Raw genomic sequence first — 15,185 nt, forward strand, 5'->3', positions numbered from 1 at the left:
CGGGCGGCGGGGCGCCCTCAGGCACGCCCCTGCCGCAGCGCGACGGCCACCAGCACGGCGGCGGCGAGCGCGCCCACCACCGTCCACACCCACCAGTGGCCGGCGCCCGCGATCCGGACCGCGGCGATCATGACCGCCGCGAAGGCGACCGCGACACCGCCGATCCAGGCGGGCGACGTCCGCCGCCGCGCCCCCGTCCGCCCGCGCGCGGCCATCGCCGCCTGGACGCATCCCACGACGAGCACCGCCACCCCCGCGCCGAGGATCCACGCGGCATCCCGGACCACGGTCATGCCGACGCCCATGATCAGCGTTCCGGCGGCGGCGATGAGCAGGCCCCGGCGGATCCCCGCGGACCGCCCTGTCACGACGTTCGTCATTGCTCTCTCCTTCGAATGCTGACTGTCGCACTGCCGGTTGTTCCAGTGCCGGTTGCTCCACTGCCGGCTGACGATCCGGAAGAGGTCTCCGCCGGTGACCCGGCCGCGATGACGCCGAGGAAGGCCTCCTCCCGGGGAAGGAAGCCCAGCCTGTTCATCATCATGTGCGCCTGGTGGAAAACAAGGTGCTGCGGAGTGAGACCTATGCGCATGCGGTGGGCCCGCACCAGGGAGTCGTCGATCACCTGGCCCCAGCGGCGCAGCCAGGGATCGACCGAGCTGTCGCCGCACAGCTCCCCGGTGATCGAACGGACCCGGTGCGGGTCCCGTTCGGCGTGCAGCCGGAGCTGCGCCTGCAGCTCCGGGGCGTGCCTGGCCAGGTCAGCCGTCCACCAGGCCAGGTGCCGGTGCCAGTAGCGGTCCCAGCTCACGTTGAGCCGGCGCCGGTCCGCCGGGGGCATCACCGGCTCCGGGCCGAGATCCCCCGGCCGGCCCTCCAGCATCGCCCGGACCGCCTCGCGCAGCAGGAGCACCGCGAGCGCCGCCCGTTCGGGGATCTTGCCGAACCGGGCGGTCGCCCAGATGGCGAGGTCGCTGGAGAACTCGAAGACGCGCTCCGCCAGCTCCACGCCGGGCGCTCCGCCGTACTTGCCGTACTCCGGCTCGTACAGCGCCGAGGCCAGGCCCGTTCCGGAGTCGCCCAGCATGCGGCGCATGGGGAACGGCGCCAGCCAGCCCGGATCCGCCCCGGTACCGGCCACCACCGCGTCGGCGTGGCGCTGCACCCTGGCCAGCGAACGGTGCATCCGGTCCACGGTCTCCCGGGGACCGAACACCCGTACCCGCAGGTGGGGTCCGGAGGGATCGGTGTAGCGGATGAAGAACCAGCGGAACGCGCCGTGCGCCCGCGCCTCGGCGACCAGCGGCGGCAGGACCTCGCTGACCAGCACGTCGCTCGCGGCGAACCCGCCGGTGTACAGGCGGACGAACCACCACTCGGGCACGTCGAACATCGGGTCACCCCTCCCCGGACCGGGGCGGGATCGGGGGCCGGGTCCACCGGACGAACGACACGTGCTCGGCCGCGTGCGCCCGCCCGCCGGGGCCGGGCAGCCAGTGGCCGTCGCGGCCCGGCAGGGACTCGGCCAGCGACATCGCCACCACCCCGGTGACGTCCAGACCGGCCGCGGCGTGCAGCGAGTGCGGGCTGCGGAAGCTGAGCGGGACCGGCTTGCGCTTGCCGTGCTCCAGTGAGATGCCGGGCGTCTCCAGCGAGACGAACACCTCCTCGGGGATGCCGTGCCGGCGCCGCCACCGGTCGGCGCGCAGGAAGTAGGCGTCCGGGGACTCCCCCTTGTCCGGGCGGGGGAAGGACTCCGGGCGGAGCCGCCAGGCGGCCCTGCGCGTCACGACCCGTCCGAAGCCCTCGCGCCCGACCCGCTCGACCTCCCCCACCGGTTCGGTGACCGGCTCCGACGGGCCGCGGGTGCAGGCCATCCGCGCCCCCAGCACCCACGGGTCCCCGATGACCATCAGGTAACGCGCCGGGCCCAGCACCATGTGCGCGGGCACCACGCCGAGGTAGACCGGGGCGACCGGGTCGCCCTGGGCGTCCAGGAGGTTCAGCGTGCCGGTCGCGGCGTCGTGGACCACCGACAGCTCGCTCACCGCGACGGAGTCCCCCGGGTCGGCGTGCGGCGTCTCGCTGGGCCAGGTGAGCGCGGGCATGGCGCCCGCGCAGGAGTACTGCAGCCCGTTGACGTCGGCGGAGATGACCAGCTCACGCGGCCGGGCCCGGGGGAAGTTGCCGCCCACCCAGGCGCGCAGCCGCCCGGCCAGCCCGTCCGGGCCGTCCAGGGTGGCGCGGAACCGCGACACCAGGCCGCCGGAGCCCGCGTTGAACTGGTTGACCACCAGCAGGTGCCCGCCCGCGCCGGCCGCCTCCGGGGTGGGGGCCGCGACCTGGTAGGCGACGGCGGCGGTGGGCGGCGCCGAGCTGGGGCCGACGGGCAGCCAGGCACGGTCGGTGGGCCGGCCCCTGGTGCGCGCGTCCGCGCGGACCGCCGCGAACAGCCGCCGCGTCAGGTCCGGGATGTTGGAGACCTCCATGCAGAACCGCAGGGCGTCCGGGCAGCGGCCGCCCGCGCCGTACCGTTCGACGAAGATCTCGACGAGCATGTCGTACAGGTGACTGCGGAAGATCATCGGACGCATCCGGCGGGCGAGCTCCCGCAGGTCGGCGGAGACGTGCTCGCCCAGGCCGGGGACGTCGGCGACCGCCTCGGCGTCGTCGTACACGGCGAACCCGGTCCGCTCGGCGGGGACGCCGAGGCGGCCGAGGGCGTCGGTGGCGCGCGTGGCCATCGACTCCAGCGTCCGCACCCGCCGCTCGCCGTCCTGCCCGGCCAGGGCGACGGCGTCGGCGTGCAGCTCGCGCAGCTCGCGGGCGGTCCGCGCGGCGTACTCGGTGCCGACGCGGCGAACGCACTCGGCCAGGGCGAGCATCGGGGCGCGGTCGCCGCGGGGCCACGGCGCCACGACGCGCAGCATCCCGGCGTCCAGCAGGCGCTGCAGCGCGGCGAACGGGTCCTCGCCGCCCAGCCTGATGAGGTACTCGGCGGCGCCCGCCCGGCCGACGCCGGCCAGCGACCGGATGATCGCCTGGTAGACGGTGACGTCCACCATCTCGTCGGTCCGCCACGCGAAGGCGTCACCGATCCGGTACGCCGAGACCAGCGCCCGGGGCTCGCCGTCGATCGTCCGGAGCGCCCCCATCGGCTCCAGCTCGAACGCGGTCACCAGGCGCTCGTCGCGGACCAGCGCCTGCAGCCAGGCGAAGACGTGGGTCTGCGACAGAGCGGTGGCGCTGCGGCCCGTGCTCGGCCTGCCGTGCAGGCCGACGCCGGTGAAGGTGGAGAAGGGGCTGGTCTTACGGGCGGCGCGGGCGGCGTAGGACAGCACCGAACGCGACGCCTTGCCGCCCGGCCGCAGGTCCGTCAGGTCCACGTGCCGCAGCAGGCCGGCGCTGGCGTGCGCGATGCCGGTGGACAGCGCGGACTCGGCGAGCAGCGCGCCCAGCCGCCGCCCGGCCCCCGCGGTCTCCTCCTCGTAGACGGCGGGCAGCCGGCCGAGCAGGTCCGCGCGGGTGCGGGCCGCCGCGCTCCAGCGACGGAACAGCGAGGCGTCGTCGCCGTCCAGCTCGGCGGCGATGCGGCCGAGGTCCTCCGCACCGGCCCCGGGCCGCCTGTCGCCGTGCGTGGCGCGCCTGACCTTCAGCACCAGCCGCCGCAGCGCGGGGTCGTGGTCCAGGCGGGGCACGAGCCGGTAGAGGACGTCGCTGACCGGGTCGGCCAGCCCGGCGAGGATCTCCTCGGCCGCGGCGGTCTCGTCCAGCAGCCGCCCGGTCTCCACCAGGTCGAGGTCGGCCGCGGCGGCGGGCAGCCCGCTCACCCGGTCGATCCGCAGGTCACCCACCTCGCCGTCCGCCAGGGCGTGGGCGGCGCGCTCGCCGTCCGCCAGGGCGGGGGCCACGTGCCCGGCGTCCGGCGGGACGGGCGCGGCGTGCTCGCCGTCCGGCCGGGCGGGAGGCGGGAGGATCACGGTCATCAGACGATCCCTCCGATCATGTTCCACAGGTTCCGCAGCACCAGTACGGCCAGGCCCACCGCGTACAGCAGGCACAGGGCGCCGAACAGCAGGTATCCCGCCCGCCTCCAGCGGCCCAGCGCGTGCATACCGGACGGGAGCGGCGAGCGCAGCGCCACGTGGGCCAGGTAGGCGAAGGCCCGGCCGCGGAGGTTGACCGCGCCGCTCGCGGCCGTGATGGCGTGGTAGCCGTCGGAGGGCAGCAGCGGGTTGAGGTTGACCACGGTCAGCATGGTCTGCAGGACCAGCAGCACGTAGGCGATGTCGCCCACCTGCCCCGGGACGGTCAGCGCGACGACGCCGGCGGCGCCGTACCAGACCTGGTCGTTCAGCGGACCGGCCAGGGCGATCATCACCCGGCCGCCGCGGCTCCTGACCCGGTAGGCGTCGGTCCGGTCGACGTAGGCGACCGGCATGAAGTAGAGCATCAGGCCGATCCCCGCCTCCCTGATGGGGGCGCGGAGATACTGGCAGACCAGCGCGTGCGCGGCCTCGTGGAAGATCACCTGGACGATCAGGATCGGCATGGCCGTCCACCACAGCGCGGGGTAGCCGTGGCCGGCCGGGTGGAGCAGCGCGTACAGGCCGACGACCATGCCGGCGAGCGCCGTCGCCAGCACCGCGGCGTTGAGCACCCGGACGGGGAGCCGCCGCAGCAGCGTGGCGAGCGGTTCCATGACGTGCCCGACACGGCCGGTGAGCTTGAGTCTGGGCATGTGCTCGCGGAGCGAGAATTTCATGATCTTCGATCTGCGGTCCGGCTCGCGCGGCTCGACGGTCAGCACGCCCGCCTGCCGCAGGTCGTCGAGGAAGGCGCCGACGCGGGCGCGGGCCGTCTCCCGGTCGTCCCGGTGGGCGGTGAGCCGGTCGAGGATCGCCCCGCCCGTGTTGCTGCCGTCGAGCAGGTCGAGCATGCGGACGCCGGCGGGGGTGAGGGCGAGGTAGCGCCCGGTGGCGGAGTTGTACAGGAGCGGCCGGTCGTCGATACCGGTGATCACCTCGACGTCCGGCCTGATCTGCAGCGGAACGGAGACCATCCAGTCGGTCTCGGGGCCGGCCGGACCGTGCGCCGCGGTACGGCCTGCCGCCGCCGGACCGGCGGAGGTATCCTGGGGGGCGGATCGCATAATGCGCCTTTCTGGTCTCTGCGTCGAGGGTGCTGCCTTCACCCTCGACGGCTCGCGGATCGGAGCCGCATCGCGCTGAGAGCGCTGGGAGCGCCGGGACCTCACGGGTCCCGGCGCTCCCGCGTTCGCGGGGATCAGCCCCCGCTGCTGGAGAAGGTGGAGGCGGTGCTGGCCGACGAGCCGGGGCAGCTCGCGGTGCCGGCGGTGAAGGCCGTGTTGGCGGTGGTGAAGCCCGCCGAGGTCACCTCGTCCAGTTCCTCGGTGCCCAGGTCCTCGGCCGCCAGGTCGATCCGGTCCTTGCTGACGTCGCTCATGGTTCTCTCTTTCCTTCGTGGTGGCCGGGAGCTCCCTCGCTGTGGTCGGGAGCCCCCGTGGTCAGAAGCCTTCGCCGGCCGGGAGGGCCGGGTGGGGTGCCACGGGAGCGCTGCCTTCGTTCCCGGGGCACCCGTCCCCGCGCCGTTCCCGGATCAGTTGCCGGTGCTGGAGAAGGACGACCCGGTGCTGGCCGACGACGCCGGGCAGCTGGCCGAGCCGGCCGTGAAGGCCGTGTTGGCGGTGGTGAAGCCCGCCGAGGTCACCTCGTCGAGACCCTCGGCGGCCAGGTCCTCAGCCGCCAGGTCGATCCGGTCCTTGTCGTGGTCGTTCATCTCGTTCATCTCGTTCCTCCTTGTCGATCAGCCGAAAGACGAGCCGCTGGAAGCGCTGGAAGCGGTGGAGGCGGGGCAGGAGGCCGATCCGGCGCAGCCGGCGGTGCTCCAGGTGCCCAGCAGGTTGGTGTCGGCGAGCTCCTCGACGGCGAGCTCCTCGGGCTCCTCCGCGAACAGGTCGATGTCGTTCTCGTCGGCCATGGTGGTCGGTCCTTTCAAGGGGTTGGGGTTTGGAGTTCGAGGTCGTGCGGTCTGCCGAGGAATGCCGGGTGGTGGCTCACCCCGCGTCCCCCGTGCGGGGGCGGAGGCAGGACGCTCAGGCCAGCGTGCTGGCGGTGCTCATGGACGCCAGCAGCGTGGTCTCGTCGAGCTGGTACAGGTACAGCTCGTCGTCACTGATCTCCTCGGCGAAAAGATCCATCTCCACTTCCGACTCTCCTCGGACGGTTCAGGGGGTCAGCGGGGCCGATCAGCCCCAGGTGCCCGCCGTGGTCAGCGAGCTGGCGGAGCTGGCCGGGCAGGACGCCGAGCCGGCGGTGGTCAGCGAGCTGAGGGAGGCGAGCGCGGTCTCGCCGGGGAGGTCCTCGGCCTCCACGTCGGTCAGGTCCTCCGCGTAGAGGTCCACCGGCTCGTTCTTCTTGGCGTCACCCATCTCGTTCTTCCTCTCCGTGGGTTCTTCCTCGTTCTCCGTACGGCGGGCACCGCACGGGGCTTCTCTCCGTACGGCGGGCGCCGCACGGGGGTCTTCAGGGGGCGGCCGGGTAGCCCAGCGACACCGCGAACAGCTGCCGCTGCCGGTAGCCGTCCAGGTCGACCAGGGGCCGCATGCCCGACTGCAGGAACCCGGCGAAGACGCTGCCGGCCAGGCCGTGCGCGCAGCTCTCCACCAGGGCCGCGTACGCCAGGCCGGAGGCTCTGGCCAGCAGCGTGCGGTGGCCGTGGGCGCCGTGCCGCCGCAGTGCGGTGGACAGCGAGCCGGTGACCGCGAGGATGACGGGGCTGGCGGCGTACTCGATCTGCAGCACCATCTCCTCGGCGGCCCGCCCGTCGGCGAGCCCGGCGAGCGGCACCAGGCGGGCGCCGTCCTCGTCGGCCCGGTAGAGGGCGGGGGCCAGGCCGGCGACCCGGCGGGCCGCGACCAGCACGCCCAGGCCGTTGCCGTCCGCCCACTCCTCGGGCCAGGCCTCGCGGTCCAGCCGGAACGCCGTCGCCAGGCCGGCGGCGACCACCTCGACGGGGACCGGCCGCTCGGCGTAGTCCCGGATCGACACCCGGGTCCGCAGGACGTCCTCCAGCGGTCGTCCGGACTTCGGGGCCGCCACCGGGCGGACCTCGGTGAGCCCGGCGGGGACCGGCCGGCGGGGGCCGACCGGCGGGACCGGCTCGCCGTTCCGCCTCGGTCCCGTCCGCACGTCCTCGGCGGTCAGCCTGCTCTGCTCCCGCAGCAGGGCGAAGAGCGTGGTGTGGTCGCGCAGCGAGGTCGTCATCGGGGCTCCAGCGGGTTGATCGCGAGGACCGCGGTGACCGGTTCCTCGTCGAGTTCGGCGGACAGCAGGGCGGCCAGCGCCGCGTCGTCCCAGGCGGTCACCACGCGGGTGGCGACGTCGCGGTCGGCCGCGGCCAGCCGGAGCTGGGTGAGCGTGACGCCCGCGTCCAGGTGCAGCACCCGCCAGGCGAAGGTCGAGTACTTCGACGCGACCCGGGCGAGCGCCCCGGTGACGACGACCACGGCTTCGGCGTCGGGCAGCCCCGCCACCTCGGCGTACGGGTCGGCCCAGGACAGCACGGCCAGCCGGTGGGTGTCGGCGCGGTAGCCGTACACCGCGGGGTCCAGGCCGGACACGTCGCGGACGATCACGTGGAGCTGGGGGGAGCCGAGGTTGCCGCCGGTGGGCGCCCAGCGCTGTACCTTGCGCGCGGCGGCGGCGCCGTCGTCGCGGAGGCCGCCGGCCCGCCGGAGCAGCGCGCCCAGCGTGGCCGCGTCCAGCCGGACCGGCCGCGGCACCCGCGCGGTGGCGGGCACTGGGCCGCGGACCGGGCCGAAGGGCTCGTCGGGCAGCTCCACGTGGCGGGCCGAGGGCCAGCGCTTGCACTCCACCTGCAGGGCCAGGTTGCCCGGCCGGTAGTGGATCTGGTGGTCGCGCGGGTTGGTCAGGCGGCGGGGCGGGAAGCTGACCGACTCCTCGTACCCGAGCGCCACCGGAACCTCGGTCCCGGGTCCCGCTCCGGTCGCGGAGCCGGAGCCGGAGCCGGAGCCGGAGCCGTGATCGGACCCGGGGTCGGAGCCGGAGCCGGAGCCGTGATCGGATCCGGGGTCGGAGCCGGGGTCGAGGTGGGAACCGGGATCGGAGTCGAGGTCGAGGCGGGAGCCGGGGTCGAGCCCGGGGCCGCCGCCGCACCGGGGGCAGCCCGGCAGCGCCGCCAGCGGGTAGGAGCGCTGGTGCCAGGTGCCGAGATCCACCCTCACCAGCCCGTGCAGGACGTGCGTGGAGCCGATCCGCGACAGCAGGGCGACGGCGTCGGCGGTGACGAGCGCGGCGGCGGTCTCCGCGGCGAGCCCCCGGTCCAGGGTGGCCGGCCCGCCGCCGTCCTCGGCCGCGTCGCGCTGCGCGGTGACGCAGGACAGGCACGCGGTGAAGGAGGTGTCGACGTACGGCCCGAGCCAGGCGACGTCACCGGCGAGGCGGACCGGCAGCACCGGCGTCCCGGCCCCGGACGGGTCCCCGCCGGGCGGGGGCTCCCCGTCCGTGGGCTCCCCGTCCGTGGGCTCCCCGTCCGTGGGCTCTCCGCCCGTGGGCTCTCCGCCCGTGGGCTCTCCGCCGGAGGCGATGACGAGATCCACCCCCGCGGGGTCGCCGGTCCAGGGCCGCACGGTCCCCACCCCCGCCGCGAGCAGCAGCCGCCGCACCGCGCCGGCCAGCACCGGGTCGGCGACGGCCAGGGCGACCTCGGAGGCCGCGAGCCGCCGTACGGCCTCGCCCCCGGAGACGTTCACCCGGCTGGAATCGATCGACCGGGTCAGGAAGGTCGCGACGGGTTCCGGGGTGTCCTCGGGGACCGCCGGCCCGGCGGCGTCCTCCAGCATCCCGCAGGTGTACAGCAGCGACACCGCCTGGTGCAGGTGCGCCGGCGACAGCCCCAGGTCCGTGGCCAGCTCGGCCGCCTCCCTGCGGCCGTCCAGCTCGGGCAGCAGCCGGGGGATGAGGTCCCGGGCGGCGGTACCACGCAGCGCCTGCCGGGTCGGGGTGCCCTCGACGAGCAGGCCGTCGGGCAGCGGGAGGGTCACCAGGCCGGGAACCAGGCGGGGGCGCCGGGGCATCCGGAACTGGGGGTCGGTGGCCACCGCGTGGCTCATCGCCTCCGCGGGGACCAGGCTCGGCTTGGCCATGTTTCGTCCCATCACTAGTGTCCGGCGGCCGGGGCGAGCAGCTCCGGCAGCTCGTCGGCGAGGTCGCGCCAGGTCGATTCGCGCTGGTCGGGGGTGGAACGGCAGCGGCGGCAGCCGTGCACGCCGACGACCGTGGAACGGCCCAGCGTCCCGTCGAGCAGGTGGACGTGGCGCACGTGCCCGGCCTCGGCGGCGCCGCCGTCGGCGAGCAGCGAGTCCGTCAGCCGGACCGTCAGCAGCGCCGCCAGCTCGGTGTGGTGCGGCAGGTGACCTCCGGGCCCCAGGGCGGGGTCGGCGTCGTAGGCGCCGGCCAGCACGGCGCCGAGGTGGTGGGTCGGGTCGTGCTGGCGGCGGCGCGTCGCGAAGCAGCGGGCGCAGGCGCCGTGCCCGGGGGCGGCGACCGGTCCGACCCGCAGGCGGGGGTGCTCCAGCACGACGGGGAACCAGGGCGTCCGGTAGGCGAAGGACGCGCCGTCCAGGGTCTCCTCCAGCCGCGGCGCGGGCCGGAAGGAGGCCAGCACCCGCACCCTGGCGGCCGGCCAGAGCGAGGGGTCCAGGTGGCCGTGCTCGTCGGCCGGGGTGACGGCGACGCCGTCCCGGAGCTCGCGCACCCGGCCGGCCACCGCCGCGCCGAAGCCGCCCAGCGTGATCATGTGAAGCTCGTGCATCGCGGTGTCCTTCCTCGTCAGGCGAACGGCTGGGGCAGCGGGTTGAGGTCGGCCTCGGCGTGCACCGGGTAACCCATCCGGGCCGGGGCCTCGTACAGGCGGGGATGCGCGGTGTAGCGGGCCGTGTGGACGAAGGAGAGCGGCATGAGCTGCGGGATGATCACCCGGACCACCCGGAAGCCGACGTCCCTGGCCTCGTCCGTGGTGATCTCGACGGCGATCACGTCGCAGCCGGCCGCGCCGAGCCGCTCGACCAGCAGGCGCAGGTCGCCCGCGGCGGTCCCGGTGGACAGGTCCGGCATGGCCGACAGCGGCCGGCGTTCCCGGCCGTCCAGCAGGAAGGCGAAGTCGCCGGCCCGCTCGGGCGCGCCCATGTAGGAGGCGCCGTGGAAGACGTGCAGGAACTCGTCGGGATCGGCCGGCCGGGGCCGGGGCACCTGCATGGCGATCCGCGACGACGCCGACTCCCGCATGATCTTCCCGATCGAGACGGCCGGGTCCAGGTCGGTGTTGCACATCACGAGCTGGCCCAGGACCTCGTTGTCCGGCGTCAGGTCGATGGAGTAGACCGTCGGGACGCCGAGGTCGGTGGTCGCGTCGTAGAAGTGCGTCCGCACGTGCCCGGCCCGGTGCCGCTCCACGTACGGCGCCAGCCGCCCGGGGATCTCGTCCAGCTCGATGCGCGGCCAGGGGATGCGCTGCAGCCAGGTCAGGGCGATCGCGTCCCGCTCCACCACCTCGCAGATCGCCCCCACCAGCGCCGGGGCGAGGTCGGAGTGGGCCGCGCAGCCGGTCGAGATGGGCATCGTGAGCCGCTCGGCGGCGGACTTGGCCCGGATGTGCATCCACACCATCACCGCCGGCACCCACACCGGCCGGTTCCCGGTCAGCGACCAGCCCCTGGTCCAGCGCATCGGTCCGGCCGGGTCGGGGGTGGTGACGATGCTCTTGGGGTGGGCCAGCTCCCGGGGGGAGCAGCGTGGCACCGTACCCAGGTCGAGCGCCTCGTCGCCGAGCTCCTCCGCGGTGGCCCAGCGCAGGGCCGCCTCGTCGAAGACGCAGCTGGAGTAGCGCTCCAGCGACTCGGCGACGCAGAGCCGGCCGGCGCGCTCGGTGCCGAGGCCGCCGCCCGCGCCGTCCATGCCGCCGCGGATGTCGGAGCCCGCGGCGGACTCGGCGATGTTCGGCGAGACCGCGGTCAGGTCGCCCATGGAGGCGGTGAAGATCGCGAACCGGGGTTCGCCGGGGTGGTTGGGGAGCCGCCGCACGCGGCTGGCGAGGCCGTACGGGCCCATCAGGCGGTCCAGCTCGGCCAGCGCGCCCAGGGGCTCGGCGGCGGGGGCCGCCTCGGGGCCGGCGGCGCTCGTCACCTCGGGTGCGGCGGTGCCCTTCGCTTCGGTTCCGGCGGCGCTCGTCACCTCGGGTGCGGCGGTGCCCTTCGTCTCGGTTCCGGTGGCGCTCGTCACCTCGGGTGCGGCGGTGCCCTTCGTCTCGGTTCCGGTGGCGCTCATCGCTTCTCACCGTCCGTCCAGCTGAACAGGGAGACGGCCCCGGCGGCGGCGACGAGCGCCACCCCGGCCATCACCAGCCAGCTCGTGACCACCGATCCCCCGGCCACCCCGGTCAGGTCCTGACGCAGCGCGTCGGCGAAGTAGGTGGTCGGCAGGTGCCCGGCCACGGTGCGCACCGCCTCCGGCAGGATCTCCATGGGCAGGAAGACCCCCGAGAGCATCAGCAGCACCGGCATGGCCAGCGCCAGCACGCCGTTGGCCAGCTCCGCGTTGCGCATCCGCGCCGCCACCAGGTAGCCGGCCGCGAAGAGCATGACCAAACCCAGCGCGCAGGTGACCAGGAGCCTGCCGATCGCCGACGGCTGCAGGAAACCCGTGGCCAGGGCGGCGGCCGACAGTACGGCGAGCTGGGCGAGCGCGATGACCAGCCGGACGGGCGCCTGGGCCAGGATGAAGGTCGTCCGGCGCAGCGGCGTGGTGCCGAGCATGCGCAGCGTGCCCTGCTGTCGCATCATGATCAGCGGGGTGGCGGTGCCGAAGAAGGCCAGCGACATGAACGCCATCATCAGCACCGCGGGGATGCCCGACCGGACGGGGTCGAAGCCGCCGCCCTCCGAGGGGTTGAGCGTGCCCATGAACAGGAACATCGCCATGAACAGCAGGGGGAAGACCAGGACGAAGAAGAAGCTCTTCGGGTCCCTGACCAGCTCGCGGGCGCTGGCCCGGGTCAGCTCCGCGAAGGCGCCGGGCCGGCCTCCGGCCGCGGGCGGGGTGACGGCCGTCATCGCCCGCCCCCGTTCCGCCCGGCGGGGGCGCTCTCGTGGTGCCCGGCCGCCAGCCGCAGGAAGACGTCCTCCAGGTGGCCGGTGCGGACCTCGATGTGCCGGGCGTCGAGCCCGGCGACGACGCGGACGACCTCGTCGGTGTCGGAGGTGGTGACCGTCACCCGTCCGCCCTCCGCCGAGACGCCGGTGACGCACTCCAGCGCCGAGACGGCGGCCAGGTCGGCGCCGGTCTCGAAGGACACCTCGTGGGCCGCGCCCAGCCGGTGGACCAGCTCACGGGGGGTGCCCAGGGCGACCATCCGGCCGCCGACGACGATGCCGACGCGGTCGCAGAGCTCGGTGGCCTCCGTCATGTCGTGCGTGGTGAGCAGGACCGTGGTGCCCTCGGCGCGCTCGGCCCTGATCAGCTCCCACAGCTGCTGGCGGGCCTGCGGGTCGAGCCCGGCCGCGGGCTCGTCGAGGACGAGCACCTCGGGGTTGGCGATCACCGCGACACCGAGCAGGAGCCGGCGGCGCTGGCCTCCGGAGAGGGCCTTGACGCGCGTCCCGGCCTGCTCCTCCAGCCCGATGCGCCGGAGCGTGCCGGCCACGGTGCGGGGCGCGGCGTGCAGGGACGCCCACAGCCGCAGGGTCTCCGTCACGGTCAGCGTGGCGAAGAGCGCCCCCTCCTGGGGCTGAACGCTCACCCGCCGGACGAACTCCGCCCGGTCGCGCAGCGGGTCGAGGCCGAGCACCCTGATCCGGCCCTCGGTCGGCTCCCTGAGGCCGACCAGGCACTCCACCGTGGTCGTCTTGCCCGCGCCGTTGGGGCCGAGCAGGCCGAAGACCTCCCCGGCGGGCACGGTCAGGTTCAGGCCACCGACGGCGAGGTGGGCACCGTAGGCCTTCACCAGGCCGTCGATCGTTATCGCGGTTTCCTGGTCTGGACTCGCGGGTGACTCCGTGCGCTCGGCACGTGTCCCGCTGTCGAGCATTGTCATGCCGTTCTCTCCCACTGCCGGGACCGTTTGCTTGATCTCTGGCTGTGAGAGTAGGAGCGGCTGATTTCACGGCGATTTTCCCGCCGTTTTCACCGGCTTCCCCGTCGTTTCCGCCGATGCCGGCCGACGCGCCCGGCCGTCTCCCGTACGGCGGACGGCCGGGCGCCCTCGGCCGCTCCCGGGGTCAGGTCCTGGGGTCGGCCGGTTTGACGAGGGTGGCGTAGACGATGACGTTGTCGCGGTACTCGTGGCTGTCCCAGTCGAAGTCCCCGCCGCAGGTGATCAGCCGCAGGCCGTCCTGGAGGTAGACCTTGTCGGCCGGGAAACGGTCCTTGCTCACCCGTTCGACGGAGTCCACCCGGTACTGGGCGACCTCGCCGTCGCTGCGCCTGACCTTGACGACCTGCCCCTCGCGGATGTCCTTGAGCCGGTAGAAGACCGCGGGGTCGGTCTTGGTGTCCACGTGCCCGAGGATCACCGCGGGGCCCTCGTCGCCGGGCACCGCGGTGTCCTTGACCCAGCCCGCCGCGTTCGGCTTGTCGTACGGCGGGAGCTCGACCTCGCCGTTCTTGACCCCGAGCTTCATCAGGGGCGCCTTGATGCCCAGCGAGGGGATCTCCACGCGTTCGGGCACCACCGTGTCGCGGATGTCCGGGACGTCCACGTCGGCGCCCCGGTGGAAGAGCACCATGACGAAGCCGGTGACGATTCCGGCGGTGATGACGCGTGACCAGCGGGTGGGGGCGGCCATCGGCGGTTACGGGCGGCGACGCCGGGCGATCACGACCCCCGTGCCGCCCAGCAGGGCGGCGGCCAGCAGCACCCCGGGCACCCCGAGCGGCGTGCCGTCGTCCTCCGGGCCACCGGCCGCGGTGCCGCCGCCGCCGGTGGAGGGCGCGCGGGTGCTGATGACGGTCCGGGTCGGCCGGGGCTTCGGCTTGCGGGTCGGCTCGTCGGACGCCTCCTCGCTGGGTTCCGCGGTGGGCTTGGCGCTGGGCTTGGCGTCGCCCACCACCCGGAGGCTCGCCTTGCCGGTGTCGTTGGTGCCCTCGCACCGGGCGTTGACCTCGTAGACGCCGGCCGCGGTGCCGGGGGCCACGGTGGCCTGGCCCCGGACCCACGGCCGCGCGGTCGGCGCGGCGCTCGACGAGGGGGCGGGACTGGGCGTGACCAGGATCGGGTCGAGGGTCACCGCGGTGCGGAAGATCCGGGACGACCCGGTGCCGCGGTGCTCGGGTCCGCCCTGGGGGATCGGGCAGTTGGCCAGGATCCACACCTTCTGCCCGGCCTTCACCCGGGCAGGCTGGAGCTGGACCTCGATGTCACCCCTGCTGACGGACGTCTGCGACGCCGCGGGCGAGGTGGTCGCCCCCGACCCCGAGTCCGCCTCGGCCGTGCATCCGGTCACCCCGAGAAGAGTGAGGCCGCCCAGAGTGGCCCCCAGAACCGCGGCATGCTTGACGCTTGGCACCGTCGCACTCCACTTCCCACTCCGGCCGACGACCCTCGCCCGGCACCACTGCACCTGTTCCCCTTAAAACAAGGGCAAACCCGCTTGGGACAATCATTGATCCATACCAACTGGGACGCGGAGCGGACGCGCGAGGTTCCGTCAGACGACGCCCTCCCACCGGGCGCCGACCCCGCGCAGCCGTACGGCACGCTCCTCGCCGGTCTCGCCGCGCTCGATGGAGATCTCCAGCCGGTCCTCGGCCAGGCCCTCGACCAGGCCCTCACCCCACTCCACGACCGTCACCGACTCCTCCAGCGAGGCGTCGAGATCGAGGTCGTCGACCTCCAGGTCGCCGCCCAGCCGGTAGGCGTCCACGTGCACGAGCGCCGGGCCCCCGGACAGCGAGGGGTGCACCCGGGCGATGACGAAGGTCGGCGAGGTGATGGGGCCGCGCACCTTGAGCCCGTCCGCGATCCCCTGGACCAGGGTCGTCTTGCCCGCGCCCAGCGGCCCGGACAGCACCGCCAGGTCGCCCGGGCGCAGCAGCCCGGCCAGCTCCCTGCCGAGCTCCCGCATCTCCTCGGCGGTCGCCGCGATTCTC

Annotated in this window: 17 protein-coding genes; all 17 read right to left on the reverse strand. The window is 74.5% G+C overall.

Annotated elements, in window-relative coordinates; translation table 11 throughout:
- Window positions 1-17 precede the first annotated feature (17 nt).
- Entirely contained in the window at window positions 18-380 is a 363-nt protein-coding gene (locus HDA43_RS11125; RefSeq protein WP_179819638.1) for a hypothetical protein, read from the reverse strand.
- Window positions 377-1,393, reverse strand: coding sequence for a lantibiotic dehydratase C-terminal domain-containing protein (locus tag HDA43_RS11130; RefSeq protein WP_179819639.1), 1,017 nt, complete (start codon window positions 1,391-1,393; stop codon window positions 377-379). The genes HDA43_RS11125 and HDA43_RS11130 overlap by 4 nt, the downstream gene beginning before the upstream one ends.
- A gap of 4 nt (window positions 1,394-1,397) precedes the next feature.
- On the reverse strand, window positions 1,398-3,986 hold the full coding sequence (locus HDA43_RS11135; protein ID WP_179819640.1) for a lantibiotic dehydratase: 2,589 nt from the start codon (window positions 3,984-3,986) through the stop codon (window positions 1,398-1,400).
- Window positions 3,986-5,062, reverse strand: a complete 1,077-nt coding sequence (locus HDA43_RS11140; protein WP_179819641.1) for a PqqD family peptide modification chaperone — start codon at window positions 5,060-5,062, stop codon at window positions 3,986-3,988. Before HDA43_RS11140 ends, HDA43_RS11135 begins: the two co-directional genes overlap by 1 nt.
- A gap of 224 nt (window positions 5,063-5,286) precedes the next feature.
- Complete coding sequence (locus tag HDA43_RS11145) at window positions 5,287-5,466, reverse strand: thiocillin family RiPP (RefSeq protein WP_179819642.1); 180 nt, start codon at window positions 5,464-5,466, stop codon at window positions 5,287-5,289.
- 153 nt (window positions 5,467-5,619) lie between these two features.
- Complete coding sequence (locus HDA43_RS11150) at window positions 5,620-5,808, reverse strand: thiocillin family RiPP (protein WP_218911682.1); 189 nt, start codon at window positions 5,806-5,808, stop codon at window positions 5,620-5,622.
- An 18-nt stretch (window positions 5,809-5,826) separates the two neighbouring features.
- Window positions 5,827-6,000: a thiocillin family RiPP gene (locus HDA43_RS11155; protein WP_179819643.1), complete on the reverse strand. Its 174-nt coding sequence runs from the start codon at window positions 5,998-6,000 to the stop codon at window positions 5,827-5,829.
- A gap of 268 nt (window positions 6,001-6,268) precedes the next feature.
- Complete coding sequence (locus HDA43_RS11160) at window positions 6,269-6,451, reverse strand: thiocillin family RiPP (protein WP_179819644.1); 183 nt, start codon at window positions 6,449-6,451, stop codon at window positions 6,269-6,271.
- A gap of 94 nt (window positions 6,452-6,545) precedes the next feature.
- Window positions 6,546-7,286, reverse strand: coding sequence for a nitroreductase family protein (locus HDA43_RS11165; protein WP_179819645.1), 741 nt, complete (start codon window positions 7,284-7,286; stop codon window positions 6,546-6,548).
- Complete coding sequence (locus HDA43_RS11170; RefSeq protein WP_179819646.1) at window positions 7,283-9,187, reverse strand: TOMM precursor leader peptide-binding protein; 1,905 nt, start codon at window positions 9,185-9,187, stop codon at window positions 7,283-7,285. The genes HDA43_RS11165 and HDA43_RS11170 overlap by 4 nt, the downstream gene beginning before the upstream one ends.
- A gap of 14 nt (window positions 9,188-9,201) precedes the next feature.
- The gene (locus tag HDA43_RS11175) at window positions 9,202-9,855 is read right to left on the reverse strand and encodes a TOMM precursor leader peptide-binding protein (RefSeq protein ID WP_179819647.1); all 654 of its coding nucleotides are present in this window, start codon (window positions 9,853-9,855) and stop codon (window positions 9,202-9,204) included.
- 17 nt (window positions 9,856-9,872) lie between these two features.
- Entirely contained in the window at window positions 9,873-11,366 is a 1,494-nt protein-coding gene (locus HDA43_RS11180) for a YcaO-like family protein (RefSeq protein ID WP_218911683.1), read from the reverse strand.
- Complete coding sequence (locus HDA43_RS11185; RefSeq protein ID WP_179819648.1) at window positions 11,363-12,151, reverse strand: ABC transporter permease; 789 nt, start codon at window positions 12,149-12,151, stop codon at window positions 11,363-11,365. The genes HDA43_RS11180 and HDA43_RS11185 overlap by 4 nt, the downstream gene beginning before the upstream one ends.
- On the reverse strand, window positions 12,148-13,131 hold the full coding sequence (locus HDA43_RS11190) for an ABC transporter ATP-binding protein (RefSeq protein ID WP_179819649.1): 984 nt from the start codon (window positions 13,129-13,131) through the stop codon (window positions 12,148-12,150). The genes HDA43_RS11185 and HDA43_RS11190 overlap by 4 nt, the downstream gene beginning before the upstream one ends.
- Window positions 13,132-13,315: 184 nt before the next feature.
- Complete coding sequence (locus tag HDA43_RS11195) at window positions 13,316-13,882, reverse strand: class F sortase (RefSeq protein WP_179819650.1); 567 nt, start codon at window positions 13,880-13,882, stop codon at window positions 13,316-13,318.
- A 6-nt stretch (window positions 13,883-13,888) separates the two neighbouring features.
- Window positions 13,889-14,539 carry a hypothetical protein gene (locus HDA43_RS11200; protein WP_179819651.1) on the reverse strand — a complete coding sequence of 217 codons (651 nt, stop codon included), beginning with the start codon at window positions 14,537-14,539 and terminating at the stop codon, window positions 13,889-13,891.
- 204 nt (window positions 14,540-14,743) lie between these two features.
- Window positions 14,744-15,160 carry a tRNA (adenosine(37)-N6)-threonylcarbamoyltransferase complex ATPase subunit type 1 TsaE gene (gene tsaE / locus HDA43_RS11205; RefSeq protein WP_218912107.1) on the reverse strand — a complete coding sequence of 139 codons (417 nt, stop codon included), beginning with the start codon at window positions 15,158-15,160 and terminating at the stop codon, window positions 14,744-14,746.
- Between the last annotated feature and the right edge of the window lie 25 nt (window positions 15,161-15,185).

The organism is Streptosporangium sandarakinum (assembly GCF_013409935.1).
Lineage (GTDB): Bacteria > Actinomycetota > Actinomycetes > Streptosporangiales > Streptosporangiaceae > Streptosporangium > Streptosporangium nondiastaticum.